A 24,327-nucleotide genomic window follows, 5' to 3' on the forward strand; every position below is an offset into this window, starting at 1 on the left:
GAAGGACAACGTCATGCGATTCACGAGCACGGCCGGGGTGGCCGTCGGGATCGCCGCTCTGGTGCTGGGGGCGGGAGCGGCAACAGGAACAACTCGAACGCCGGCGGCGGGGCCCGGCATCACGATCGTACCGGGGCCGGAGGGCCCGGACGAGGCACAGTTCGTGCCCGGCGGCAGCAATGTCGTACCGGCGTCCGCGCCGGCCGCCACGGACATCGGGAAGAATCAGATCCGGTCGCTGGCGGCGCCGTTCTACGCGTGCCCGGGCTTCAGCGGCATCGAGAAGCCGAACCCGTTGGCGAACCTTTACCGCGATGTGTACACCTGGGGACCCTTCGCGCCGTACAAGGTCGGCAACGGCGGCGGAAACATCAACTGGGCGGCGAACCCGTACAAGAACACGAGCTGGTACATGTGGTTCCACTCGCTGCGCTGGCTCGGCCAGGGCATCATCGCGGCGGGCCAGGGCGATCTGACCGCACTCACCCGGGTGAACACCATCGCGTGGGACTGGTATCGCGACAACCCGTATTCGTGGAAGGGCAACGTCGGTGCGTGGGAGTCGACGATGCACCGGACGAACGTACTGATCTGCCTCCGGCAGGCGATCCTGACCGGGCTGCAGGTGACCACGGTGCCGACCCGCTACGCCTGGGTCGACACGGCGCTCCTGAACCACGCGAGATTCCTCACGAACTACTGGAGCGGCGCCTGGAACCACGGCACCGACGAGAGCATCGCGCTCTTCGGAGTCGGCTGCACCTTGAACCGGACCGACTACAAGAACCTGGCCCAGCAGCGTCTGGGGGCCGCCATCACCACCTCGATCGACTCCCAGGGGGCGACCAACGAACAGTCGACCGGGTACGCCGCGTTCAACTACTCGCTCTGGGGTCGCGCGACGGCCGTGATGCAGAACTGTGGTGTCGATCCCGGTACGACGATCGCGACCCGGCGCGCGTTGCTGGCGAAATGGCTCGCGCTGGCGACGAACTCGCTCGGCAACCTGCACCAACTCGGTGACACCGAACTGCGGGCGACGTATCCGTACGCCGGGACGCCGATGGAGTACGCCGGTTCGCACGGTACGAAGGGTGTGGCGCCGCCGTGGCGAGTCGGGGTCTACTCGGCCGGCTATGTCTTCGGCCGCACTGGCTGGGGCACCGATCCGGCCAGGGGATTCGCGGGTGAGTCGACGTACAGCATCAGGTACGGGCCGGCGCGGGCACTCCATGGGCACAGCGATCACACGAGCATCACCTACACGGCCCGGGGCCGCGAGATCGTCATCGACAGCGGGTCTGCGGCGTACTCGGCGGGCGCGTACCGCACCTGGGTGATGAGCCCGAGCGCCCACAGTGTGTTGGCGACGCCGCTGTCGAAGGATGTGAACCCGGTGACGAGGCTGACTGCCTACTCGGTCAAGTCGAACGCGGAGGCATACCAACTCACCGATGTGCCGGGGAGCGGGATCAGCCGCGTCCGGTCGGTTCTGGTCCTCAAGGGTCCGGACCTGCTCGTCACCTGGGACCGTGCGTCGGCGACCACTGCGCAGTCCTTCCGGACCCTGTGGCACCTGCCGCCGGGCCAGCGGGCCACCGTCCTCTCCCGGACCACCGCGGTCTCGATGGCGCCGGGTGACACGACCAAGACGGTCGTGTTCCAGGTCCCGTTCAAGCAGGCGCTCCCGGCCGGCGCGACGCTGATCAACCAGGCCCAGACGAACCCGATCCAAGGCTGGTACTACCCCAGCATCTTCGTCCGCAAGTCCGCACCGACCGTGCTGCTGGCCCGCGCCGGCAAGAGCGCGTCGATCCTGTCGTTCGTCGTACCCATCCGTGCCACCGGCTCAGTCAGCTACACCACCCGTCAGTCCGGCGGCACCTTCATCATCAACCTCAACGTCGGCGGCCAGCGTGCCGTGGTAGCCGTCTCACCCGGCGGCTCCGTCTACCGAGCCGGCTGACCCGACTCGTGTCATCGCCGCCGGCGGTCTCGGCCGGCGGCGATGCCGATGACAACTTGTACGGCGGCCAGGACGGCGAAGACGATGAGTGTCGCATCCCGGTTGCCGGTGCGCTCGGCGAGGTACCCCGCGATGACAGGCCCGGTGGCGGCGAGGAGGTACCCGACCGACTGCGCACCGCCCGCTCCATCCCGAGCCACCGGGACGCGCGATGGACCAAGGGAGAGGCGAGCGCGAACGCGACCAGCGGAAGCGCGCCCAGCACCCCCTGAGCTCCTTCACCGAGCCCTTCGTCGACCCCGATCTGCGGCAGCAGCGGACCCACGGCAGTCAGCGCCGGCCGCAAACACAACGCAACGAGAAACACGCTCGCGGCAATCAACGCGGCCCGCCGCCCCCGAGTCGACGCCCCGCCTGTCGCTGCCACGCAAACCCGCCCTCACTCTGGTCGACTCCTTACAGTTCCACAACTGTGCCTCAGCGGCCGTCCCAGCCGCGGCGGGGGGAGTGGGTGGGGGTCTGGGGGGCGCGGCTTCGGTAGACGATGTAGGGCCTGGTGAGGTAGCCGATCGGTGCGCTGAAGACGTGGACGAGGCGGGTGAAGGGCCAGAGAGCGAAGAGGGCCATCGCGACCAGGCCATGCAGTTGGAAGGTGAGGGGAGCTTCGGCCATGAGTTCGGGATGGAGGTCGAAGCGGAAGATGCCGCGGAACCAGACAGAGAGGCCCTCGCGGTAGTTGTAATGGCCGAAGATGTTCGCCGCCACCGTGTTCACCAGGCCGAGCACGATCACCGTGGCGAGGAACAGGTACATGACCTTGTCCATCCGGGTCGTGGCGGAGAACACGGGTCCGACCGTGCGGCGGCGGTAGATGAGGATGGCCAGGCCGGCCACCGTGGCAAAGCCGGCGAGCGCGCCGATCGAGACGGCGAGGAAGTGGTAGAGGCCCTCCGAGATGCCGACGGCCTCGGTCCAGGACTCTGGCACGCCGAGACCGATCACGTGCCCTAGGAACACTCCGAGGATGCCGAAGTGGAACAGCGGGCTGCCCCAGCGCAGCAGCCTGTTCTCGTACAGCTGCGAGGAGCGGGTGGTCCAGCCGAACTTGTCGTACCGGTACCGCCAGAAGTGCCCGACCACGAAGACGGTCAAGCAGATGTAGGGAACGACCACCCACAGGAACTCGTTCATCGGCGTGCTCCGGGGAACGTTGGCATCGGCAACGACTGTGTCGCCGGATCGAAGGCAGGTGTCGCGTACGGCGTGAGTCCGACCTCCTCCTGCGGTGGGCCTTCGGCGGCCAACCGGTCGATCGCGGCGCGTTCGTCGCCGGCGAGCGGTGGCAGGGTCGCGGTGATCGCCCGTACGGCGCCGTGCCAGGCGGACCCGGCCTCCGCGAGAGCCAGCCGGAGCAGTTCGAGGCCCGCGCGGTGATCGAGCAGGAGGCGCCAGCCGAGGTGCCGGTCAACCGTTGCCGCGTACTCCAGCACCACGCAGAGGTGATCGGGCAGTTTGCTGTCGTCCAGCACGAAACCGGACCGCAGGTAGGTCTGCTTGAAGCGCAGTAGTGCGACTCCACGACGCCTGGTGTCTCCGTGGGCGAAGTACGTCAGGTAGAGGTTGTGCCGCCGCCGGTTGTCGAACGTGTCGACGTACCGCTGCTGGAGCACAGGTAGGTCAACGGACCCGAGCTCGTGCGCCGTGGCGCGTAGTGGATCCGCGAGTGCCGCCGGCAGTTCGGCTGCTGCACGGTTGATGAGGTCCAGTCGGGTGATGAGTGCTTCGTCGGGGTAGTCGAGCAGCAAGGATGCGGCCTGCCAGGTGATCGTCAGCTGGTGCACGGGCAGCGTCGGTTCGGCGTACTTCGTCATTCTTCATCGCCTTTCGGCGGGAACAACCCCGGTGGTGTGCCTTTGCCATCCCAGTTGAGCAGGTTGACGCGGTCCGAGGTCTGCCGGTCCTTCAGCATCTGGAAGTTCTCCACGGCGATAGGGGTCGGTACGCCGGAGCCCTCGCCGAACGGACCCGATCCACCCATGCCCGGACCACCTTCGTAGTCGAGCGAGCAGGCAAGTTCCTCGAGTGCGTGCGCTTGCTCGGTGTGCGCGGACGGGATCACGTAGCGCTCGTCGTACTTGGCCAGTGCGAGCAGGCGATACATGTCGTACAGGTCCTCTTCGGTCATGCCGACCGCGTGCGGGATGCTGCCGTCGGGGTCGCGGCCGAGATTGATGTCACGCATGTACGAGCGCATCGCGGCGAGCTTGCGCAGCACCAGGTCGACCGGCCCGACATCCCCGGCGGTGAAGAGCTCGGCCAGGTACTCGATCGGGATCCGCAGCGCGTCGATGGCGGCGAACAGGTTCTCCCGCTGCTCGGCGTCTTCACCCGTCTCCCGCACCACATCGACGACCGGAGACAGAGGCGGGATGTACCAGACCATCGGCAACGTCCGGTACTCCGGATGCAGCGGCAGCGCGACCTTGTAGCGGTTGATCAGCGCATACACGGGCGATCGCTGAGCGGCCTCGATCCAGTCGTGCGGGATCCCGGCCCGCTCGGCTTCCCGTCGTACGTCGGGGTCCGAGGGGTCGAGGAACACATCCCGCTGGGCTTCGTAGAGTCCGTGTTCGTCCGGTGTCGACGCGGCGGCCAGGACCTTGTCGGCGTCGTACAGCATCAGGCCGAGGTAGCGCAGCCGGCCGACGCAGGTCTCCGAGCACACAGTCGGCAGCCCGACCTCCACCCGCGGGAAGCAGAAGGTGCACTTCTCGGCCTTGCCCGTGCGGTGGTTGAAGTAGATCTTCTTGTACGGGCAGCCGGAGATGCACATCCGCCAGCCGCGGCAGCGGTCCTGGTCGACCAGGACGATGCCGTCCTCGGTCCGCTTGTAGATGGCGCCGCTCGGACAGGACGCGGCGCACGAGGGGTTCAGGCAGTGCTCGCAGATCCTTGGCAGGTAGAACATGAACGTCTGCTCGAACTCGAACTTGACCTTGTCGCCCACCTTCTTGAGCACCGGGTCGCGCTCGGCCGTCGCCGCGGAACCGCCGAGGTCGTCGTCCCAGTTGGCCGACCAGGACACCTTCATGTTCTGCCCGGAGATCAACGACTTCGGCCGCGCGACCGGCGTGTGCTGCTGCGCCGGCGCGTCGGTGAGCGTCGCGTAGTCGTACGTCCAGGGCTCGTAGTAGTCCTGGATGGACGGCATCTTCGGGTTGGAGAAGATGGTCAGCAGCTTCCTCAACCGCCCGCCGGCCTTCAGCGTGAGCCGGCCGCGCTTGGTGAGCGTCCAGCCGCCCTTCCAGGTCTCTTGGTCCTCGTAGGTCCGCGGATAGCCCTGCCCCGGCCGGGTCTCGACGTTGTTGAACCAGACGTACTCGGTGCCGGACCGGTTGGTCCAGGCCTGCTTGCACGTGACCGAGCAGGTGTGGCACCCGATGCACTTGTCGAGGTTCATCACCATCGCCATCTGCGCCATCACTCGCATCAGTACGTCACCTCCTGCGAGCGCCGCCGGATCACGGTGACCTCGTCGCGCTGGTTGCCGGTCGGTCCTAGGTAGTTGAAGGCGAAGGACAGTTGCGCGTAGCCACCGATCAGGTGCGTCGGCTTGATCAGCAATCGGGTCAGCGAGTTGTGGATGCCGCCGCGCTTCTTCGACGTCTCCGCGATCGGTACGTCGATCAGCCGGTCCTGCGCGTGATGCATGTAGACCGTGCCTTCGGGCATCCGGTGCGAGACGATCGCCCGGGCCACCACCACGCCGTTGCGGTTGACCGCCTCGATCCAGTCGTTGTCCGCGATGCCGACTTTCGCGGCGTCCTGGTCACTCATCCAGATGGTCTGGCCGCCGCGCGACAGCGAGAGCATGAACAGGTTGTCCTGGTACTCCGAGTGGATCGACCACTTGTTGTGCGGAGTCAGGTAGCGAACCGTCACACCGTGCTCGGTGACCGAGCCGATCTCCGGTTCGGCGAACAGCGCGCCCATGTCCAGCGGTGGCCGGTAGACCGGCAGGTTCTCGCCGAGCTCGGCCATCCAGTCGTGGTCCAGGAAGAAGTGCTGGCGACCAGTGAGCGTGTGCCAAGGTTTGAGCCGTTCGACATTGATCGTGAAGGGTGAGTAGCGTCGGCCGCCGGTCTCCGAGCCGGACCACTCCGGTGAGGTGATGACCGGTACCGGTGCGGCCTGGGTGTCGGCGAACGTGATGCGCTTGCCCTCGTTCTCTGCGGCCAGGTCGTGCAGTGGCTTGCCGACCCGGGTCTCCAGCGTCTTGAATCCCTCGGTGGCGAGGCGGCCGTTCGTCGTACCGGAGAGGGCCAGGATCGCTTCGCAGGCGTGGATGTCGCGGAGCAGCGACGGGCGGCCGTCGGCGGGTCCGCCGCGGACAGTGCCGTTCTTTGCGCGCAGGTACTCGACGGACTCGGTCTCGTCGAACGTGACGCCCTTGGTCGTTGCGCCGAGCTTGTCCATCAGCGGGCCGAGGGCCGCCATCTTGGCCGCGACGGCGCCGTAGTCACGCTCGACCTCGACCAGCTTCGGCATCGTGACGCCGGGGATCGGGTCGCACTCGCCCGCTTTCCAGTCGCGGACGACTCCGTGCGGGTTCGCCAGCTCGTCGGGGGTGTCGTGCAGAAGGGGTACGGCGACGACGTCGCGGCGTACGCCGAGATGCTGCTGGGCCAGCTCGCTGAACTTCTCCGCGATCGTCTGCCACGCGTCCCAGTCGGTGCGGGTCTGCCACGGCGGTGCGATGGCGGGGTTGAACGAGTGGATGAAGGGGTGCATGTCGGTGGTGTTGAGGTCGTGCTTCTCGTACCACGTTGCTGCAGGCAACACGACATCGGAGAACAGCGTCGTACTGGTCTGCCGGAAGTCCAGCGTCAGCAGGAGATCGAGCTTTCCGCGAGGCGCTTCGTCATGCCAGTCCACGTCCTGCGGATGAGCACCCTCACTCGCCCGCAGCGACGATCCGGCGCCGAGGAGGTGCTCGAGGAAGTACTCGTTGCCTTTGGCCGAGGAGCCGAGCAGGTTGGCGCGCCAGATCGACAGGATGCGCGGGAAGTTCTCGGGGGAGTCGGGGTCCTCGCAGGCGAATCGGAGGGCGCCGGTCTTGAGCTGGTCGACGACGTGCTCGGCGACCGGCCGTCCCGCGGCCTGCGCCTCGTCGGCGAGGTCGTGCGGATTGCGGTTGAACGTCGGGTACGACGGCATCCAGCCGAGCCGGGCGCTGAGCGCGATCAGGTCCGCGGTGGTCTTCCCGGCAAGTTGGCCGTGTCCCGTCTTCGCCGCCAGCGTGTCCGCGCCGAACGGGTCGTAGCGGAACTGGTCGGTGTGCAGGTACCAGTACGCCGTCTGGATCATCTGGCGCGGCGGTCGTGACCAGTCCAGCCCGAACGCGAGCTGCGCCCAGCCCGTGATCGGCCGACATTTCTCCTGCCCGACGTAGTGGGCCCAGCCGCCGCCGTTCACACCCTGGCAGCCGGTCAGCGTCGTCAGCGCCAGGAACGCACGGTAGATGGTGTCAGAGTGGAACCAGTGGTTGGTGCCGGCACCCATCACGATCATCGAGCGGCCGCGGGAGTCCTCGGCGTTCTGCGCGAACTCGCGGGCGATCCGGGCGGCGGCTGCAGCCGGAACGCCGGTGATGCGTTCCTGCCAGGCGGGTGTGTACGGCGTGAGGTCGTCGTACGAGCTGGGCCAGTCGCCGGGCAATCCTGGGCGGGCGACGCCGTACTGCGCGAGCATCAGGTCGTAGACGGTCGTGACGAGGTGTCCGCCGATCCGGCGTGCCGGGACACCACGCATCAGGTCACCGGCCGATCCGTCTCCGGTGTCGAACCGCGGCAACCGGAGCAGCACGGTCTCGGCGTCCTCGCCGGCTAACGTCAACGCGGGACTGACCGAGCCCAGGTCCAGGTTCCACTTGCCCTGGCCGGCCTCGCCGAAGCGGTGGCCGAGCGAACCGTTCGGTACGACGGGCAGGCCGGTGACCGAGTCGAGCACCACGGTTTTGAAGTCGGCGTTTTCCTCCGCGTGGTCGGGGAGGTCCGCCGCGGTGAGGAACTTGCCGGGCCGGTGGACACCGTTGCCCGCGGCATCGAGCCGGATCAGGTACGGAAGATCGGTGTAGGTCTTGGCGTATTCGGTGAAGTACGGCGTCTCGCGGTCGACGAAGAACTCCTTGAGGATGACGTGGCCCATTGCCATCGCGAGCGCGCCGTCCGTACCAGGTGCCGCAGGCAACCACTCGTCGGCGAACTTCACGTTGTCCGCGTAGTCCGGTGCGACTGCGACGACTTTCTGTCCGCGGTAGCGCGCCTCGGCCATCCAGTGCGCATCGGGTGTCCGCGTCACCGGCAGGTTCGAGCCCCACATGATCAGATAGCCGGCGTCCCACCAGTCACCGGACTCGGGGACGTCGGTCTGGTCGCCGAACACCTGTGGAGACGCGACCGGGAGGTCGGCGTACCAGTCGTAGAACGACAGCATCGTGCCGCCGATCAGCGAGGTGAACCGGGCGCCGGAGGCATGCGACACCATCGACATCGCCGGGATCGGCGAGAAGCCGGCGATCCGGTCCGGGCCCCACTTCTTCAGCGTGTGCACGTAGGCGGCTGCGATGAGCTCGGTCGCCTCGTCCCAGGTCGCTCGAACGAGACCGCCCTTGCCGCGGGCAGCTTTGTACTTTTGTGCGAGCGTCGGATTGTTGACAATGTGCTCCCAGGCGGCGACCGGATCGCCGTACTGCGCCTTGGCCTCGCGATACAGCTGCAGCAGGACGCCGCGGATATAGGGGTAGCGGATGCGCGTGGGGGAGTAGGTGTACCAGGAGAACGCCGCGCCCCGCGGACAACCGCGGGGCTCGTACTCGGGCTTGTCGGGGCCCACCGACGGATAGTCGGTCTGCTGCGTCTCCCAGGTGATGATGCCGTCCTTGACGTACACCTTCCACGAGCAGGAACCCGTGCAGTTCACGCCGTGGGTGGAGCGGACGACCTTGTCGTGGCTCCACCGGTCCCGGTAGAAGTCGTCGGCGCCCCGTCCGCCGACCTTGTCCAAGGTGCGCAGGTCGTCGGAGACCCTGCCCTTGGTGAAGTAGCGGCGAGTCCGAACCAGCGCCTCGCTGAGGCCGCCGTCGAGCCCGATCTCGGTGTTGGCCGGTGAACGATCCCCAGTGTTCATGCAGTCGCCTCGCTGATCGAGTGCTCGTTGCGCTTCTGGTTCGCAGTCCTTCTCACGATGGTGACAGTCAGCAGCAGGGTCAAGGCCGCAGTCACGGACAGCAACATCAGGCCGATCCCGTACGAGTCGGTGTGGCCGTAGACGTAGCCCATGATCAGTGGCGGCACGAAGCCGCCCAGTCCGCCGGCCGCACCGACCAGCCCGGTCACGCCGCCGACCCGGGCCGGATCGGTGACCTTGGCAACGAGTGCGAACGTCGCTCCGCTGCCGCCGCCCAGCGCGGCCGCCATGGACAGGAAGGCCGCCGTACCGATGTGTTCGAGTATTGGGGTGGTGGCGGCGACCGCAGCAGCCGCGACGACGATCCCGTAACACACAGCGAGGACGGGCACTGGTCCGAAGCGGTCGGACAGCCAGCCGCCGATCGGTCGCATCAGGACGGCGATGACGACGAAGCCGGCCATCCGGTTGGCCGCGTCGGCGGCACTCAGGTCGTAGGCGGTTTTCAGGTACGACGGCAGGTACACCGAGAAGGCCACGTAGCCGCCGAAAGCGACGGCGTACAGGATGCAGGCCTGCCAGCTGATCGGGAGCTTGGCGTTCGAGACCAGCCGCGCCACGAACGAGCCCTGTGCCGGGCGCCGGCCCGGTGCGTCCCGCAGGACCAGCCACGCCAGTACGGCGTACACGGCCAGCATGCCGGCCGTGATCAGGAACGGGACCCGGTGGCCGGCGTTGCTGTACAGCTTGACGGTGGTCAGCGCGCTGATCGCCGTACCGCCCATGCCCGCGCCGAAGATGCCGACCGCCAGGCCGCGTCGCTGGGGTGGGAACCAGGCGCTGACGAACGGTACGCCGACCGCGAAGGCCGTGCCGCCGATGCCGAGGAACAAGCCGCCGATCAGGAGTGCGCCGTACGAGTCGAGGGCGAAGAAGCCGATGAACAGGATCGGCACGATGGTCGCGGCCGTGACCAGCGGGAACATCACCCGCCCGCCGAACCGGTCGGTCAGGGCTCCGACCGGGATCCGGCCGAGCGAGCCGACCAGCACCGGTACGGCGACCAGCAACGCCACGTCGGACTCGGACAGCCTGCCGAGGGTGCCCTGGGTCCGGAAGAGCGGCCCGAGCGGACTGAGCAGCGCCCAGGCCCAGAAGTTGACCGCGAACCCCACTGTGGCAACAGCGAGCATCACCCACGGCGCCCGCTGTGACGCCCGGTCCATCTCATTCATCGTCAGCCTCCGGTTGTTGTGGCGGTGGGGATGATGACCATCGGGCAGTCGGCGTGGTGGAGGACGGTTTGGCTGACCGAGCCGAGGAGCATGCCGGCGAAACCGCCGCGGCCGCGGGCGCCGAGGACGATCAGGCTCGCGTCGGCGGCGAGGCGCAGGAGGTGTTCGGCGGGGTGGCCGGTGATCTGGATGAGTTCCGCGTCGTGGCCGCCGCGTTGGCGTACGGCGTCTTGCAGCTCGGTCTCGGTGATCCGGTGCAGCTCGGTTCCCGGAGGTTGCGCGGCGACGACGCGGACAGCGTGGTCGTGGCGGCGGGCGTAGTCCAGGCCGAAGTCGAGGGCGGTGTCGCTGGCGGGCGAGCCGTCGTACCCGATCACGACGCGGCGCCCGGCCTGATTGAGATCGGGGCGTACGACCGCGACCGGGCACCAGGCGTTGGCTGCGAGATCGAGGCCGGTCGAGCCGATCAGGGCGCCAAGCATCAGGCCCAGACCGCGGCTGCCGATGACCACCACTCTGGCATCGCCGGAGGCCTTGACCAGGGCGGTCGACGGCGAACCGGTCTCGGACCACCCGTCGACGGTGATCCCCGGTTGGAGTTGGCGGGCGAGCGCGATCGCGGTGGAGACGATGTGCTGAGCGGAAGGGTCGGGCGGTGGTGGCGACGCGTGGACGAGGTCCAGCTCGGCGCCGAGCGAGGCTGCTTCGGCCGCGGCCCACGTGATGGCGGCTTCCGCAGCTGGTGAGCCGTCGATACCTGCGACAACTTTCATGCCGGCCTCCTTGCCGGTACGCCGGACGGGATGCCGTCGGCGACCGTGAGCAGATCGCGCAGACGCTTGACGAAGCGTGCTGTCGGGGCCCCGTCGACGATGTCGTGGTCGACGCTGACGGTCAGCTGCAGGTACTCGCGCTCGACCAGCCGGCCCTGGAACAGGATGGGCCGGCGGACGATGCCACCGATGACGATGCCCAGCGTGTGGAGCTGGAACGCGATACCCCAGCCACCTCCGGCGCCGAACATCCCGACCGCCGTCACGCCGATGGTTCCGGCGATGTCTCGCTGGCGATGCGGAAGCCGATGCAGCGTCCGGAGCAAAGCGACCCGGACGAACCCCGGGAGCAGCAGATACGCATGGGCCCAAGGTGTCTTGCGTACCGACGGGCTGAGCTGCGGATCCGCCTTCACCGCACGGATCTCGCGATGCAGGTCCTGCACGGTTCGCGTACCGGCGTCGCGCAGGACGTGGGTGAAGGCGAAGGGGCTCCCGTTCAGCTCGACCTCGATGGGCAGGCCGACGTCGACCTGGTCGAAGATCACCTCACGGCCGCGGAGATCCCGGTACGCCTGCACGCTCGGATCCGCGGCGACCGCGCGGGCGATACAGGCGATCACGAACGCGGTGAACGACAGGTCCTCGCCGGTGGCTTCCTGATGGCTGCGGAGCGCACCCCGAGCCGAGGTCACGTCCACCTCGACCAGGCCATGGATCGGATGGCGGCGCCGCGCGGCCCGGCCCGCGTCGATCACGAGCTGCCGGGCCCAGGGGACCTGGACGACCCTCGCATCCACGTGCTGCACGAATCCACCTCCTGAACCGATCTGATTCCAGGATCGGACGGCACAACGCCGTACGCATCGGTCGATCGGTCCACCGAGTTCGGGACTTTGGACTCTTAAGGACCTTCGACTCTCAGCGGCGCAGTTCGGCGGCGTGGTCGGGAACCTGGGTCTGCATGTCGCGTGGTGGCCGTTCGTAGCCCTTCGACGGTGGGCGGGGTGGCAGGCCGAGCGGCGGCCGCTGGACTTCGTGGTATCGGATCGTCGACAGCAGGTGCGCGATCATGTTGATCCGGGCCGAGCGCTTGTCCTCGCTCTCGACCACGTGCCACGGTGCCTCGGGGATGTCGGTGTGGACGAACATCTCGTCCTTGGCGCGGGAGTAGTCCTCCCATCGGGTGATCGACTCGAGGTCCATCGGGGAGAGTTTCCAGCGGCGCATCGGGTCCTCGAGCCGGCTGCGGAAGCGGCTCTCCTGTTCGCTGTCGCTGACGGAGAACCAGTACTTGCGCAGCAGTACGCCGTCCTCGACCAGCAGCCGCTCGAAGATCGGGCTCTGGTGCAGGAACCGCGCGTACTCCTGGTTCGTGCAGAACCCCATCACCCGCTCGACACCGGCCCGGTTGTACCAACTGCGGTCGAACAGCACGATCTCGCCGGCCGCCGGCAGGTGTTCGACGTAGCGCTGGAAGTACCACTGCGACCGCTGCCGCTCGGTCGGCGCCGGCAGCGCCACGATCCGCGCGACCCGCGGGTTGAGGAACTCAGTCACCCGCTTGATCGTGCTGCCCTTCCCGGCCGCATCGCGGCCCTCGAAGACCACCACCAGCCGAGCGCCTTCGACCTTGACCCATTCCTGCAACTTCACCAGCTCGGCCTGCAGCCGCAGCAACTCCCGCACGTACGCCTTCTTCGGCAACCGCTTCTTCGTACCACTCATCCCTGAACCATCTCGCATCCGCCGCCCAGATCACAGCATCCACAGCGCGAAGAGGAGCCGGCCCGGGCGGTTCCGGCCACACCGCAGGAGCGCTACGGTCTGGTGCGAAGGGAGCAATCGATGAACAAGTTCATCCTTGTGGGTGTCGACGACACGCCCGAGAGTCAGCTGGCGCTGCATTGGGCGGTCGAGGCGGCTGAAGCGCGCGGGGTCGCGGTCCGGGTGGTCCGGGCGTATCTGAATGAGCTGAGTCGGTGGCCGGCTTTGGGGGTTGAGGGCTATGTTCCGCCTCCGATGCCGCTGGATGAGTACGAGCAGCAGGTCGAGGACGCGGTGCGGTACGCGCGGGATCGGCTTGGCTATGAGGGTGGGTCCGGGTGGTTGGCGAACAATGATCCGGCGCACGCGATCCTGACCGAGGCGGGGGAGGCCGAGATGGTGGTGGTCGGGACCAGGTCGCGGAACAAGATGTCGGCGGTCGTGCTTGGTTCGGTGGCGACGTCGGTTGCGGCGAAGGCGCCGTGTCCGGTGGTCGTGGTGCGCGGTGAGCGGCGTACCGGACCGGTGGTGGTGGGCACCGACGGCTCGGCGGACTCGGAGCAGGCTGTGGCCTTCGGGTTCGAGGAGGCGGCGCGGACCGGGCAGCCGCTGAGGGTTGTGTACTGCTGGCATCCGCAGGATCAGCAGGCCGATTCGGTCGCGAGCACCGAGGGGTTGCTGCAGAACTGGCTGGCCGAGAGCCTCGCGCCGTATCGGAACAAGTACCCGACGGTCCGGGCGCAGGCGTCGGTGATCGGAGGCCGGGCGAGCGCTGAGCTCGTCGATCTGTCGGCGACAGCGTCCCTGGTGGTGGTCGGTTCTCGCGGCCGTGGCGGTGTCGCCGGTCTGCTGCTGGGATCCGTCAGCCAAAGCCTCCTGCATCACGCAGACTCGCCCGTCGCAATCATCCGCCCCCACGAGAAGCACTGACCCGAACCGCGGTCAGTTGATGCTGGTACAGACGTACCGTTCGACAAGTTCGAAGGGATCGCCCTGTACGGCGACCTCGTTGCGCCACACCATGGTCGCCTCGTCGACGAGCTGCCACGACAAGCGCAGGCGGACCGGTGGGCTTCCGATGCTCTCGAAGGTGAGCAGGTCCCCGTCGATGTGACCGGACAGGATCTCGACGTGGCCGTAGTTGTCGGCGACCGAGGCGCGGTACTCGCCGGCCTGCGGATCCCAGCCGGCCAACCACCGGAGCTGCCAGTGCAGGACGAAGGCCAGCAGTACGGGCATTTCTCTGGACATGTGGCCACCTCCCGCTTGGCTCCAGTCAAGCGGTGCGCAGGCGGTGCGGGGAGGGTCGAAGGTCCCGGGGAAGGGGGTTGTTCGGCCGCTGGCGGCGGGTGGACCGGCGGGCCAGTGTCGAAGGTGGGAAGTCTCGCCCAGGGAGGTCTGTGATGAAGGCATTGGTCTACAACGGTCCGGGGCAGCGAAGCTGGCACGAGGTGCCGGACCCGGTGATCCAGGATCCGGAGGACGCGATCGTCCGCGTCGACGCGGTGACGATCTGCGGCACCGATCTGCACATCCTGAAGGGCGATGTGCCGACGGTCGAGCCGGGCCGGATCCTCGGTCACGAGGCGGTCGGTACGGTCGTCGACGTCGGCAGCGGGGTCCGTGACGTCGCGATCGGTGACCGGGTGCTGATCTCGTGCATCACGTCGTGCGGCCGGTGTGAGTACTGCCGGCAGGGTCACTACGGGCAGTGCCTCGGCGGTGGCGGCTGGATCCTCGGCCATCTGATCGACGGCACCCAGGCCGAGCAGGTCCGGGTCCCGTTCGCCGATCGGTCGGTGTACAAGCTGCCGGACAACGTCACCGATGAGGCGGCGCTGTTGCTGGCCGACATCCTGCCGACGTCCTACGAGGTCGGCGTACTCAACGGCAACGTCTCGCCAGGTGACACGGTGGTTATCGTGGGGGCCGGCCCGATCGGCCTGGCGGCGATCGCGACCAGCAAGTTGTTCAGCCCGTCGCGGATCGTCGTGGTCGACGCGGCCGACTCGCGGCGCAAGGCCGCGCTCGAGCGTGGCGCGCACCTCGCGCTGGGTCCGGACGAGGACGTGGAGGCGACGATTCGTGAGCTGACCGGTGGGCTGGGGGCTGACGTGGCGATCGAGGCCGTCGGCATCCCGGCGACGTTCGAGCTGTGCACTCGCGTCGTCCGGCCGGGTGGCACGGTGGCGAATATCGGCGTGCACGGTGCCCCGGCGACCCTGCACCTGGAGGATCTCTGGATCAAGAACATCACCATCACCACCGGACTCGTCGACACGTTCTCGACCCCGCGGTTGCTGTCGATGCTCGCGGCCGACCGGCTCGAACTGCCGGGGCTGATCACCCACCGGTTCGGCCTCGACGAGATGCAGGACGCGTACGACGTGTTCGCGCGTCCCGCGGAAACCGGCGCCCTGAAGGTCGCGCTCTTCACCGAGGCCGGGATCGCGTAGGAGAAACCAAGCCGCGGTCCGCAATCTGCGGACCGCGGCTGCTCGGTTTCAAACGGTTGCTGCTGCGAAGACGATCGGCTGGATGACCTCGATGCGCACGCCGACCTGATCGCAGGTGGGCAGATCGTGGTAGACCTCCCAGCTGTCTCCGGTCCGGTCGGCGGGTTCGGATTGCAACCAGTCGTCGATCGCCTGCTGGGCGAGGCCGATCTTCTCGTGCGGGTCCGTGTGCCAGACGACGACGGCCGGACCGGCCGGGAGCGTTGACGGGCCGACCGCGCGGGATCCCACGATCGGGGCCGCAACCGGGATTCCGGCCTCGACCTCGATCAGGTTGTCGAGCAACGAGTGGCAGCGCGCGAACGGGTAGCCGGCCGGCGCGATGCCGCGTCGATGCAGGTAGGTGGCGACCTCGGCACACGCTTGCGGAACCCAGTCGGAGAGGTGGTCCGGCACGAGTACTGCGCGCCGGACAGCCGTTGCCTGCTCGGAGAGCATTCGTGTCTGCGGACGGAGGCTGGACATGGCGTCAGCGCACGATTGCGACGGGAGACTGGGCGTGGTGCAGGACGCTCTGGCTGACCGAGCCGAGGAGCAGGCCGGTGAAGCCGCCCCGGCCGCGGGAGCCGACGACGACCAGGTCGGCCGACTCGGACCGGCGTACCAGGGCTTGGGGAGCCGACCCGCCAACCAGTTCGGTGGTCCACTGCACGTCGGGATGGTCGGCTGCCGCGCCGGCCACCGACTCGGCGACGAGCAGCCGCGCCTCGTCCTCGATCTTCTCGTCGTCGAACTGGAGCATCGACGCACCGTCGGCGTAGGTGAGGAACGGGCTGCTCCACGCGTAGACGGCGACGACTTTGGCGTGCAGCGCCTCCGCCTGGTCGAAGGCGAACTCGATCGCCTTGGCCGACGTCTTGGAACCGTCGACGCCGACAGCCACGGTCGGTTCCTCCTGAGCGTGCGGCCGCAGGTCGTGCGGGATCACGACCACCGGGCACTGCGCGTGGGTGGTCACCTGGGCCGCGACGGAGCCGAGCAGAAGCCCGCTCCAGCCCCCGAGGCCACGTGATCCCAGGACGACGAGCCGGGCGCGCTCGGCCTCGTCGAGCACGGACGCGACGGCGCCGCCGCTCACCAGGCTCGTCTCGACGTGCAGTCCGGGGTGCTGTAGGCGGACGCCCTCGGCAACAGCCTCGAGCCCTTTCTGCCGAGCCGTCCGTACGGCTTCGAGCGGTACGACCTGTCCCGGTGACGGACGCGAGACGATGACGAGCTCGAACGCTTCGACGATCCTCAGCGGCGCCAGCTGCCGGGCCGCTTCGGCGGCGGCCCAGCGCAGCGCGTTCTGGCTGCTCGGTGAGCCGTCGTACCCGATCACGATCGGACTGGGCTGTGACGACATGTCAACCTCCCTGTGTCTCAGAACCACTGGTCGAAGGAATCGCGCCAGTCCCGGCGGGGCGTCCGGCCGTTGGGCTGGGCGGGATAGCCGATCCGGATCACCATCTGCGGCCAGAGCCGGCCGCCGATCAGCTCCCGGACCTGGAAGCGCGAAGCGGTGCGCTCAAGCACTTGATTGAAGAACGACGCAGTCAGGTCGTACGACGTGGCCACCAGCAGAACCCGCTGCAGTGCCTGGCCGGCTTGCACCCAGGCCGCGGTGTGCTCATCTCGTGTGCTGAGTACGCCGGTGGCCGATGGCGTCCCGTCGACAGCCTGGCCGATGGCGCCGAGCTGTGTCAGCTCGGTCTGGCAGAGCCACTGCAGCCGAGCACCCTCCGACTGTGCCGCTTCGTCGAGCTTTTGCAGCACCTTCGGTGAGACGGCACGCTCCAGAAGCGCCCCGTGATGCGTGTGTCGCCGATGGAGTTCGCCGTACAGGCCGCTGAGCACCGGCACCGGCGCCTCGCGTCTGGCGAGGAAGACCCGGGCCGCCATCTCGGGGTACTGCGGATCCGGATCCGGAGCGACGAGGGACTCGTGGCCGAGCATCGCCGCCGCCACCCGGATGTTGAACACGGCCGCCCCGAGAGCGATCCGGGCGGCGCGACCGGCGGGATCCTCGGCGGGCAGCGAGCGCTTCTCGTCGAGCAGTACGTCGACCACCGGACCGTGGACCTCGAACCGCCACGGCTGCGTGTTGTGCAGCGACGGTGCGGTCACCGCGGCCGCGAGCAGGATGTCGACCTCGTCGTCGGTGAGCCCGGAGGTTGAGTTCATCAGCGGTCCGTTCTGCGGCCTGGATGGTGTGCCTCCTCCAGCGTGCGCCTGACTGCGGGGTGTGGCCTAGCGGCAAGAGTCCCTAGCTGACGGGCCGTTCGGCTCGCGGTGCTGAGGTGACAAGGGCCCTGACCGGTACGGCGCTGAGGTTCGACGATCGAAGTGTCGGAATCGAGTGAAAGGAACACATCATGACCACCACGCCGAACCGGCGCCATCTGCCGGCTCCCACCATCGAGCCTGACGGCGATCGGTACCCGGTCATCACTCCGATGGCCGGGCGTGCGCTCGCCGTACTGCGGATCGTGTACGGGCTCACGTTCTTGTGGGCCTTCTTCGACAAGTTGTTCGGCCTGGGTTACGCCACGCCGTCCGGCAAGGGCTGGATCGACGGTGGCGACCCGACCGCCGGATTCCTGGGCAAGGGCACCAACGGCCCGCTGGGCGACTTCTACCAGGGCCTGGTCGGTGACTGGTGGGTCACTCCGCTGTTCATGGTCGGTCTGGCCGGTATCGGTCTGGCGCTGACGATGGGGATCGGGATGCGGATCGCGGCCGGTGCCGGCGCGCTGCTGTACCTGCTGATGTGGTCGGCGAACCTGCCGCCGGAGAACAACCCGGTGCTCGATGACCACATCGTCGGTGCCATCACCGTCGTCGTGCTCGCGCTCGTTGCTGCTGGCAACGTGTGGGGCCTCGGCAAGTGGTGGAGCAGCCTGGACTTCGTCCGCAAGTACCCATGGCTGCGGTGAACACAGTGACCGGCAGACCGGTCATCCACGTGGGGATCGACGGCTCGTGGCATGACTGGAGCTCATCAGCGAGGTCCAGAAGATCGAGTTCGCCATCGCGGCAGCCGCCGAGCGCGGGCTGCCCGTGCGCCTGATCCACGTCTGGGACCTGGCGGCCATCTACAGCTGGGACGCGGTGAACGTCGCCGGCGTGAGTTCGGAGTGGACAGAGAACGCCGAGCGGCACCTCGAGAACCTCGCGGTCGAATGGCGGCAGAAGCACCCCGAAGTCACGATCGAAGCAGAACTCCGCCGCGGCCACGCGGTCGACGGGATCATCAAGGCGGCCACCGAGTCCGACGCACAACTCCTGGTCATCGGCACCCACCACCACACCAGGCTGACGTCCTTCCTGCTCGGCTCCGTGACCCGTGGTGTCCTCCACCACGCGACCTGTCCGCTGGCCGTCGTACCGACGCCGTACGAGTCGTGATGTCGAAGTAACAGAGAGGTGGCAGCGCCGAAGGTCCCCGGTCTGGTGGGACCGTTGCCCCTGCCGTGGTCCGTGGCGGGGGCGGATGCTGGTGGAGACGTGCTGGGGCGTGGGCCGGAGGAGATGGTGATGACGATCAAGGTGTTTCTGCTGGACGACCACGAGGTGGTTCGGCTGGGGCTGCACCAGCTGCTGGACGCGGAGCCGGACATCGAGGTGGTCGGTGACGGCTCGACCGCGGCGGAGGGGATCGCGCGGATTCCCGCCGTACGTCCGGATGTCGCGGTGCTGGATGTCCGGTTGCCGGATGGCGACGGGATCAGCGTGTGCCGGGAGGTCCGTTCGTTGATGGATGATCCGCCGGCGTGTTTGATGTTGACGTCGTACTCCGACGATCAGGCGCTGTTCACGGCGATCATGGCCGGTGCGGCGGGTTATCTGCTGAAGCAGGTGCACGGCGACGCGCTGATCGAGGCGGTACGGCGGATCGCGGCCGGTGAGTCGCTGCTGGATCCGACGATGACGGCGAAGGTGCTGGAGCGGTTGCGTCACCCGGTCGTCGACGAGGATCCCAGGTATGCGTCGCTGACCGATCAGGAGCGCAAGATCCTGGCCGAGATCGCCGCGGGTAAGACCAACCGGCAGATCGCGCAGTCGCTGTACCTGGCCGAGAAGACGGTCAAGAACTATGTCTCGTCGTTGCTGCGCAAACTCAACCTCGAACGCCGTACCGAGGCCGCCGTCTTCGCCGTCGAACACGCGAACAAGCACCCGTAGGACCGACCGTCGTAGTGATCGTCAGCCGAGGAACTGCCCGTCTGGGCGGTTCGGGGTGGTGGCGATGGCGGTGCTGAGGTCGGCGGCCCACGCGCGGATCTTGGGCCAGTCGCGGGAGTCTCCCGACAGGGTGCCTTTGGCGAGGCGGCGAGCGAGGAAGCCCTTGGCGGTCGCGGATTCGAGGCGGCCGGCGAAGGTGACCGCTGGGGTGGCCCCGATCTCGCGTGCGAGGCGGCGTACGGCGGGAGGCATGGCCTGCACCTGGTCCTTGTCCGGCCCGACCGGTCCGCTGTGGAAGAGCCAGACCTGCCGCTTGCGGAGTTCGTCGACGTTGCTGCGCAGGAACCGTACGGCGTCACGCCGCCACCGCCGGATGTAGATCGCGCTGCCCAGTACGACCGCGTCGTACGGCTCGATCGTCCGGACCTGGGCGACGTCGAGGACGTCGACGTCGTGGCCGTGTGACCGCAGTTCGTCGCCGATCGCCTCGGCGATGTCCGCGGTTGCGCCCATCTTGCTGGCGTAGGCAACCAGTACCTTCCTGGACATCGAGACCTCCTTCTGGTCAGTTCCATCACACCACTCCCGCCCCGGCCGGAGGCAGTGCCGAAGGACCTGGCTCAGCGGGCCTCAGGACCTCCGACCGCCGATCGCGGGATGATCGTGACCGGGCAGGGGGCCTGGTGCAGCATCGTCTGGCTCACCGATCCGAGCAGCAGTCCGGCGAACCCGCCGCGCCCGCGGGACCCGACGACCAGGAGTTGGGCGTCGGCGGACCACTCGAGCAGGAGCTCCGCCGGATGACCGGTCACCTCGATGAGCTCGGCGGTACGAGCGTCCTCGCGGGCCCGGAGTGCTGCCGTGAGGTCGTGGTCGTCGTCCTCTGCCCGGACCGTCACGATCCGGGCGACGAGCTCGTGCCGCCGCGCGTACTCGAGCCCGAAGTCGACCGCGGCAGCGGCGGCCGCCGAGCCGTCGTACCCGATCACCACCCGGCTGCCGACGACGGCATCCTCGTTCGGCCGAACGGCGACGACCGGGCAGCGCGCATGGGCGGCGAGTTCCAGGCCGGTCGACCCGACCAAGAGCCCGAGCGCCCGTCCGGCGTCGCGGCTGCCGATCACGATCAGTCCGGCGTTCCTCGACTCCGCCAGCAGAACCGGTGCGGGAAACCCGTCGACGCGCTCGGCCGTCACCGGCACACCGGGAGCGAACTTCCGCGCGACTTCGAGCGCCTCCGCGACGATCTGGTCGGCGTACGCACGGAGCCCGGGAGCGGCCTCGCTCGGTCCCACCGGGACCCGGAACTCGGTCCACACGAACGCGTGCACCAGATGCAGACCGGCACCACGCGCGGCGGCCTCCGCGGCACCCCAGCGGATCGCGCTCTCGCAATCGGGCGCGCCGTCGATGCCCACGACAACCTTCTGACCGGCCGGATCGATCGCATTCATACACCAGATCGTCGCGCAGGACCGGCCTGTGGGCCTAGAGCCGAAGGTCCCACCCGACCGGCCCCATGGGCTCTAGCTGCGGTGGGCGGATCGAGGTGGGCTGATAGGTGTCGGAAGGGGACGCCATGACGGCGATCGAGCAGGTGGGCCGAAGGCCCGGAGCAGGCTGGGACGTGCTGGCCTCGGATGGGTCTGTGGTGCGGATCCGTCCGCTGCGGGAGGACGACGAGCCGGCGCTTGACGCGATGAACCAGCGGGTGTCGGATCGATCGATATACCTGCGGTTCTTCGGGATCAGCCGATCGCTGGCCGACGAGCACACGCATCATCTGGCGTCGGACCGCGACGGGCACGTCGCGCTGGTGGCCGAGTACGGCGATCGCCTGGTGGGAGTGGCGAGTTATGAACCGCTTCGTACCGGCGAGGCCGAGATGGCCTTCCTGCTGGAGGACTCGGTACATGGGCGGGGGATCGGGACGTTGCTGCTGGAGCAGCTCGCCGCGGTTGCCCGGGAGAACGGCATCCAACGGCTCCGCGCCGACACGCTGGCCGAGAACGCGGGGATGCTGCGGGTGTTCGCCGACTCCGGGTTCGAACAGGTTCGCCGGCTCGACAGCGGAGTCGTCGAGCTGGTCGTGGACACGGCGTACCGGCCGTCGACGCTGGAGCGGATGGCCGACCGTGAACGGGCGGCCGAAGACCGGTCGCTGCACCGCCTGTTCTCGCCGCGTGCGGTGGCCGTGATCGGCGCCGGGCGCGCCCCGGGCGGGATCGGCCACGAGATCCTGCGGAACATCGTGAAGGGCAAGTTCACGGGACCTGTGTACGCGGTGAATCCGCATGCGGACCGGGTGGCGGACGTGCCGTCGTACCCGTCGATCGTGGACGTGCCCGGTGTGGTGGATCTCGCGGTCATCGCGGTCCCGGCCGAGCAGGTGCGGCAGGTGCTGGCCGACTGCGGCGCCAAGGGGGTCGGGGGAGCGGTGGTGCTGACCGCGGGCTTCTCCGAACTCGGCGCGGCCGGCCGCACGATGCAGCGGGAGATCCTCGAGATCGCTCGCCGGCACAGCATCCGGCTGATCGGACCGAACTGCCTTGGATTGGTGAATACCGATCCGGCGATCACCCTGAACGCGACCTTCGCGGAGGTGGTCCCGACGCCCGGCGCGCTGGCGATCGCGGCCCAGTCCGGCGCGGTCGGCATCGCGGTGCTGGATCAGGCTGCCCGGACGGGTTTGGGGATCTCGGAGTTCGTCTCGCTGGGCAACAAGGTCGATGTCAGTGGCAACGATCTGTTGTTGCATTGGTGGGGTGATCCGCGGACCGCGGTGATCGGGCTGTATCTGGAGTCGTTCGGGAACCCGCGCAAGTTCGGTGGACTGGCCCGGCTGGTCGGCCGGGCGAAGCCGATTCTGGTCGTGAAGGGCGGCCGGTCGGTGGGTGGTCGGCGGGCGGGTGTGTCGCATACGGCTGCGGCGGCGACGCCGGAGACTGCTGTGGATGCGTTGTTCGCGCAGTCCGGTGTGCTGCGGATGGACACGGTCGAGGAGCTGGTGGAGACGGCGCGGGTGCTGGCCGTGCGGCCGCAGCCTCGCGGCCGCCGGCTTGCCGTGATCGGCAACGCGGGCGGTGCCGGCGTACTCGCGGCGGACGCGGCCGGCCGGCTCGGCCTCGACCTGCCGGAGCTGAGCCCAGCCGTTCAGCGTGAGCTGGCCGCGGTCGGTGCGGTCGGCAGCGGGAATCCCGTCGACCTCGGCGCGGCCGCGTCGCCGACGAGCCTGGCTCGCGCGTTGAGGGTGGTCGCGGACAGTGGTGAGGTCGATGCCGTGCTGGTCTGCTACGCGGCGACGCGCGCGGGCCGGGTCGCCGACATCTACGCCGCCATCGCCGAATCCGCGGCTCAGGCCGATGTGCCGATCATCGTGAACTGTGTCGGTGCGGTGCACGCTGCGCCGGAGGTCTCTTTGGCCGACGGTCGTCGATTGCCGGTGTTCTCGTTCCCGGAGAGCGCCGTGCGGGCGTTGGCTCATGCGGTGCGGTACGCGGAGTGGCGGTCGCGGCCGCAGGGTGTCGTGCCGGAGCTGGCGCGGGTCGATGCGGTCGGGGCGCGGGCTGTGGTGCGGTGGTTCCTCCAGCGGAATCCAGATGGTGGTTGGTTGGAGCCGTTGCGGACCGGTCAGCTGCTGCAGTGCGCCGGGGTTTCGGCGATCCCGGTGCTGGCTGCGTCGAGTCGGTCCGAGGCGATCGGGGCGGCCGAGTCGGCGGGCTATCCGGTGGCGTTGAAGACTGCTGCGTCCGGGGTCGTGCACAAGACCGACATCGGCGGGGTCCGGGTTGGATTGGCGAACTCGGTGGAGGTGGCGGCGGCGTACGACGAGGTCACCGCGGCGGCTGGTGATCCGCAGGTCGTGGTGCAGGCGATGGCGCCGGGTGGGACCGAGTTGGTGATCGGCGTGGTGCGGGACCGGCTGTTCGGTCCGCTGTTGATGGCCGGCAGCGGTGGGATTCTCACCGACCTGCTGGCCGACCGGCAGTGGCGAGGACTTCCGCTCACCGATCTGGACGCCACCGAGATGGTGCACGCACTGCATTGCGCGCCGTTGCTGGCCGGCTACCGCGGTGCAGAGGCCGCTGATCAGGAGGCCGTCCTGGACGTCATTCACCGCATCGCGTGGCTGGCCGAGCAGGTTCCCGAACTGGCCGAGCTCGACATCAACCCGCTGATCGCCGGGCCGTCCGGCGCCTTCGCGGTCGACGTCCGGATGCGCCTGACGCCGGCAACGCCTGAACCCGACTGGTACGCCCGCCGGATGCGCGGCGACCAGCCCTGATCAGAGAGCCGGATCCGCTCGAGGCGGCGCGTGAGCCCGTGGAGCTTGACCGAGGCTGCGCCTGGCGGCGCGCAGGAGCTGTGCCTTTTGTCCAGCGCCCGGTCGGTGCGCTGAGACTGGTCAGCGCGCGTCTTCGAGTGGTTGCTCGAAGCGGACGGCGACCCGGCAGAGGGCGCGGAGCGCGGCCAAGATCTCGGCGATCTCCTGGTGGGAGGTTGGTGGGTGGACGGTGCGGTAGAGGTCGTTGCGGAGGTCTTCGAGGTGGTCGATGAGGTGCTCGATCTCGTCGGCCAGGGTCGTGCCGTGTGGCTGTTGGGTGACGATCGGCAGGATGCGGGTGCGGTAGGCGGTGATGGTGTGTTGTGCTTCGGCGAAGCGGCGTTCTTCGAGGAACCAGCTGTCCGTCGTGCTGTTGTCCGCGATGTGGTGGAGG

23 protein-coding genes are annotated in these 24,327 nt (G+C 68.4%); 7 read left to right on the plus strand and 16 right to left on the minus strand.

Annotated features, from left to right (window positions below; genetic code table 11):
* Window positions 1-13 precede the first annotated feature (13 nt).
* Window positions 14-1,966, plus strand: coding sequence for a heparinase II/III family protein (locus tag AB0E63_RS30925; RefSeq protein WP_360374110.1), 1,953 nt, complete (start codon window positions 14-16; stop codon window positions 1,964-1,966).
* An 11-nt stretch (window positions 1,967-1,977) separates the two neighbouring features.
* Here AB0E63_RS30925 and AB0E63_RS30930 read toward each other — a convergent pair whose 3' ends face one another.
* The 9 genes from AB0E63_RS30930 to ppk2 form a co-directional block, all read right to left on the minus strand.
* A complete protein-coding gene (locus AB0E63_RS30930; protein WP_360374112.1) occupies window positions 1,978-2,166 on the minus strand; it encodes a hypothetical protein in 189 nt (62 codons plus the stop codon).
* Between the two features lie 277 nt (window positions 2,167-2,443).
* Window positions 2,444-3,157, minus strand: a complete 714-nt coding sequence (gene narI, locus AB0E63_RS30935; RefSeq protein ID WP_360374114.1) for a respiratory nitrate reductase subunit gamma — start codon at window positions 3,155-3,157, stop codon at window positions 2,444-2,446.
* Window positions 3,154-3,837 (minus strand): nitrate reductase molybdenum cofactor assembly chaperone, encoded by a 684-nt coding sequence (gene narJ, locus AB0E63_RS30940; protein WP_360374116.1) that lies wholly within the window; start codon window positions 3,835-3,837, stop codon window positions 3,154-3,156. Before narJ ends, narI begins: the two co-directional genes overlap by 4 nt.
* Window positions 3,834-5,456 carry a nitrate reductase subunit beta gene (gene narH / locus AB0E63_RS30945; protein ID WP_360374118.1) on the minus strand — a complete coding sequence of 541 codons (1,623 nt, stop codon included), beginning with the start codon at window positions 5,454-5,456 and terminating at the stop codon, window positions 3,834-3,836. The genes narJ and narH overlap by 4 nt, the downstream gene beginning before the upstream one ends.
* A complete protein-coding gene (locus tag AB0E63_RS30950) occupies window positions 5,456-9,154 on the minus strand; it encodes a nitrate reductase subunit alpha (RefSeq protein WP_360374120.1) in 3,699 nt (1,232 codons plus the stop codon). Before AB0E63_RS30950 ends, narH begins: the two co-directional genes overlap by 1 nt.
* Window positions 9,151-10,389: an MFS transporter gene (locus AB0E63_RS30955; protein WP_360374122.1), complete on the minus strand. Its 1,239-nt coding sequence runs from the start codon at window positions 10,387-10,389 to the stop codon at window positions 9,151-9,153. The genes AB0E63_RS30950 and AB0E63_RS30955 overlap by 4 nt, the downstream gene beginning before the upstream one ends.
* A gap of 2 nt (window positions 10,390-10,391) precedes the next feature.
* On the minus strand, window positions 10,392-11,162 hold the full coding sequence (locus tag AB0E63_RS30960) for a universal stress protein (RefSeq protein ID WP_360374124.1): 771 nt from the start codon (window positions 11,160-11,162) through the stop codon (window positions 10,392-10,394).
* Window positions 11,159-11,971 carry a 2-oxo acid dehydrogenase subunit E2 gene (locus tag AB0E63_RS30965; RefSeq protein ID WP_360374126.1) on the minus strand — a complete coding sequence of 271 codons (813 nt, stop codon included), beginning with the start codon at window positions 11,969-11,971 and terminating at the stop codon, window positions 11,159-11,161. Before AB0E63_RS30965 ends, AB0E63_RS30960 begins: the two co-directional genes overlap by 4 nt.
* A gap of 112 nt (window positions 11,972-12,083) precedes the next feature.
* Window positions 12,084-12,890, minus strand: a complete 807-nt coding sequence (ppk2, locus tag AB0E63_RS30970; protein WP_360374128.1) for a polyphosphate kinase 2 — start codon at window positions 12,888-12,890, stop codon at window positions 12,084-12,086.
* Window positions 12,891-13,010: 120 nt separating this feature from the next.
* Here ppk2 and AB0E63_RS30975 point away from each other — a divergent pair, with 120 nt between their 5' ends.
* A complete protein-coding gene (locus AB0E63_RS30975; protein WP_360374130.1) occupies window positions 13,011-13,859 on the plus strand; it encodes a universal stress protein in 849 nt (282 codons plus the stop codon).
* Window positions 13,860-13,871: 12 nt separating this feature from the next.
* Here the strand turns inward: AB0E63_RS30975 and AB0E63_RS30980 are convergent, their stop codons facing one another.
* Complete coding sequence (locus AB0E63_RS30980; RefSeq protein ID WP_360374132.1) at window positions 13,872-14,180, minus strand: hypothetical protein; 309 nt, start codon at window positions 14,178-14,180, stop codon at window positions 13,872-13,874.
* Window positions 14,181-14,332: 152 nt separating this feature from the next.
* Here AB0E63_RS30980 and AB0E63_RS30985 point away from each other — a divergent pair, with 152 nt between their 5' ends.
* Window positions 14,333-15,385, plus strand: coding sequence for a zinc-dependent alcohol dehydrogenase family protein (locus AB0E63_RS30985; RefSeq protein WP_360374134.1), 1,053 nt, complete (start codon window positions 14,333-14,335; stop codon window positions 15,383-15,385).
* A 48-nt stretch (window positions 15,386-15,433) separates the two neighbouring features.
* On the opposite strand, the gene AB0E63_RS30990 is transcribed toward AB0E63_RS30985, so the two are convergent.
* Genes AB0E63_RS30990 through AB0E63_RS31000 form a run of 3 tightly spaced genes read right to left on the minus strand, consistent with a single transcriptional unit; the run spans window position 15,434 to window position 17,608 of the window.
* Complete coding sequence (locus AB0E63_RS30990; protein ID WP_360374136.1) at window positions 15,434-15,910, minus strand: hypothetical protein; 477 nt, start codon at window positions 15,908-15,910, stop codon at window positions 15,434-15,436.
* 4 nt (window positions 15,911-15,914) lie between these two features.
* Window positions 15,915-16,790 carry a universal stress protein gene (locus AB0E63_RS30995; protein WP_360374138.1) on the minus strand — a complete coding sequence of 292 codons (876 nt, stop codon included), beginning with the start codon at window positions 16,788-16,790 and terminating at the stop codon, window positions 15,915-15,917.
* Window positions 16,791-16,807: 17 nt separating this feature from the next.
* On the minus strand, window positions 16,808-17,608 hold the full coding sequence (locus AB0E63_RS31000) for a nitroreductase family protein (RefSeq protein ID WP_360374140.1): 801 nt from the start codon (window positions 17,606-17,608) through the stop codon (window positions 16,808-16,810).
* A gap of 191 nt (window positions 17,609-17,799) precedes the next feature.
* On the opposite strand from AB0E63_RS31000, the gene AB0E63_RS31005 reads away from it, so the two are divergent.
* The 3 genes from AB0E63_RS31005 to AB0E63_RS31015 all read left to right on the plus strand — a co-directional run bounded on the left by AB0E63_RS31005 (window position 17,800) and on the right by AB0E63_RS31015 (window position 19,609).
* On the plus strand, window positions 17,800-18,360 hold the full coding sequence (locus AB0E63_RS31005; RefSeq protein ID WP_360374142.1) for a hypothetical protein: 561 nt from the start codon (window positions 17,800-17,802) through the stop codon (window positions 18,358-18,360).
* A 94-nt stretch (window positions 18,361-18,454) separates the two neighbouring features.
* Window positions 18,455-18,832: a universal stress protein gene (locus AB0E63_RS31010; protein ID WP_360374154.1), complete on the plus strand. Its 378-nt coding sequence runs from the start codon at window positions 18,455-18,457 to the stop codon at window positions 18,830-18,832.
* A gap of 129 nt (window positions 18,833-18,961) precedes the next feature.
* Window positions 18,962-19,609, plus strand: coding sequence for a response regulator transcription factor (locus AB0E63_RS31015; RefSeq protein WP_360374144.1), 648 nt, complete (start codon window positions 18,962-18,964; stop codon window positions 19,607-19,609).
* 21 nt (window positions 19,610-19,630) lie between these two features.
* On the opposite strand, the gene AB0E63_RS31020 is transcribed toward AB0E63_RS31015, so the two are convergent.
* Both AB0E63_RS31020 and AB0E63_RS31025 read right to left on the minus strand, forming a co-directional pair.
* Complete coding sequence (locus AB0E63_RS31020) at window positions 19,631-20,158, minus strand: flavodoxin domain-containing protein (RefSeq protein ID WP_360374146.1); 528 nt, start codon at window positions 20,156-20,158, stop codon at window positions 19,631-19,633.
* 71 nt (window positions 20,159-20,229) lie between these two features.
* A complete protein-coding gene (locus tag AB0E63_RS31025) occupies window positions 20,230-21,063 on the minus strand; it encodes a universal stress protein (protein ID WP_360374148.1) in 834 nt (277 codons plus the stop codon).
* Between the two features lie 125 nt (window positions 21,064-21,188).
* On the opposite strand from AB0E63_RS31025, the gene AB0E63_RS31030 reads away from it, so the two are divergent.
* On the plus strand, window positions 21,189-23,894 hold the full coding sequence (locus AB0E63_RS31030) for a GNAT family N-acetyltransferase (protein WP_360374150.1): 2,706 nt from the start codon (window positions 21,189-21,191) through the stop codon (window positions 23,892-23,894).
* Between the two features lie 120 nt (window positions 23,895-24,014).
* On the opposite strand, the gene AB0E63_RS31035 is transcribed toward AB0E63_RS31030, so the two are convergent.
* On the minus strand, window positions 24,015-24,327 hold a 313-nt coding region (locus tag AB0E63_RS31035; RefSeq protein ID WP_360374152.1), incomplete at its 5' end, for a hypothetical protein.

This window comes from Kribbella sp. NPDC026596, assembly GCF_040638415.1.
Classification (GTDB): domain Bacteria; phylum Actinomycetota; class Actinomycetes; order Propionibacteriales; family Kribbellaceae; genus Kribbella.

What these genes read in the sequence shown, in the direction of transcription:
- AB0E63_RS31005 (WP_360374142.1), top strand. Translation starts at nt 17,800, where the DNA reads ATGACCACCACGCCGAACCGGCGCCATCTGCCGGCTCCCACCATCGAG.
- AB0E63_RS31030 (WP_360374150.1), top strand. Translation starts at nt 21,189, where the DNA reads ATGACGGCGATCGAGCAGGTGGGCCGAAGGCCCGGAGCAGGCTGGGAC.
- AB0E63_RS30980 (WP_360374132.1), bottom strand. Translation starts at nt 14,180, where the DNA reads ATGTCCAGAGAAATGCCCGTACTGCTGGCCTTCGTCCTGCACTGGCAG.
- AB0E63_RS31025 (WP_360374148.1), bottom strand. Translation starts at nt 21,063, where the DNA reads ATGAATGCGATCGATCCGGCCGGTCAGAAGGTTGTCGTGGGCATCGAC.
- AB0E63_RS30990 (WP_360374136.1), bottom strand. Translation starts at nt 15,910, where the DNA reads ATGTCCAGCCTCCGTCCGCAGACACGAATGCTCTCCGAGCAGGCAACG.
- AB0E63_RS31000 (WP_360374140.1), bottom strand. Translation starts at nt 17,608, where the DNA reads ATGAACTCAACCTCCGGGCTCACCGACGACGAGGTCGACATCCTGCTC.
- narJ (WP_360374116.1), bottom strand. Translation starts at nt 3,837, where the DNA reads ATGACGAAGTACGCCGAACCGACGCTGCCCGTGCACCAGCTGACGATC.
- AB0E63_RS31015 (WP_360374144.1), top strand. Translation starts at nt 18,962, where the DNA reads ATGACGATCAAGGTGTTTCTGCTGGACGACCACGAGGTGGTTCGGCTG.
- AB0E63_RS30950 (WP_360374120.1), bottom strand. Translation starts at nt 9,154, where the DNA reads ATGAACACTGGGGATCGTTCACCGGCCAACACCGAGATCGGGCTCGAC.
- AB0E63_RS30955 (WP_360374122.1), bottom strand. Translation starts at nt 10,389, where the DNA reads ATGAATGAGATGGACCGGGCGTCACAGCGGGCGCCGTGGGTGATGCTC.
- narI (WP_360374114.1), bottom strand. Translation starts at nt 3,157, where the DNA reads ATGAACGAGTTCCTGTGGGTGGTCGTTCCCTACATCTGCTTGACCGTC.
- AB0E63_RS30975 (WP_360374130.1), top strand. Translation starts at nt 13,011, where the DNA reads ATGAACAAGTTCATCCTTGTGGGTGTCGACGACACGCCCGAGAGTCAG.
- AB0E63_RS30960 (WP_360374124.1), bottom strand. Translation starts at nt 11,162, where the DNA reads ATGAAAGTTGTCGCAGGTATCGACGGCTCACCAGCTGCGGAAGCCGCC.
- AB0E63_RS30925 (WP_360374110.1), top strand. Translation starts at nt 14, where the DNA reads ATGCGATTCACGAGCACGGCCGGGGTGGCCGTCGGGATCGCCGCTCTG.
- AB0E63_RS30985 (WP_360374134.1), top strand. Translation starts at nt 14,333, where the DNA reads ATGAAGGCATTGGTCTACAACGGTCCGGGGCAGCGAAGCTGGCACGAG.
- ppk2 (WP_360374128.1), bottom strand. Translation starts at nt 12,890, where the DNA reads ATGAGTGGTACGAAGAAGCGGTTGCCGAAGAAGGCGTACGTGCGGGAG.
- narH (WP_360374118.1), bottom strand. Translation starts at nt 5,456, where the DNA reads ATGCGAGTGATGGCGCAGATGGCGATGGTGATGAACCTCGACAAGTGC.
- AB0E63_RS30995 (WP_360374138.1), bottom strand. Translation starts at nt 16,790, where the DNA reads ATGTCGTCACAGCCCAGTCCGATCGTGATCGGGTACGACGGCTCACCG.
- AB0E63_RS31020 (WP_360374146.1), bottom strand. Translation starts at nt 20,158, where the DNA reads ATGTCCAGGAAGGTACTGGTTGCCTACGCCAGCAAGATGGGCGCAACC.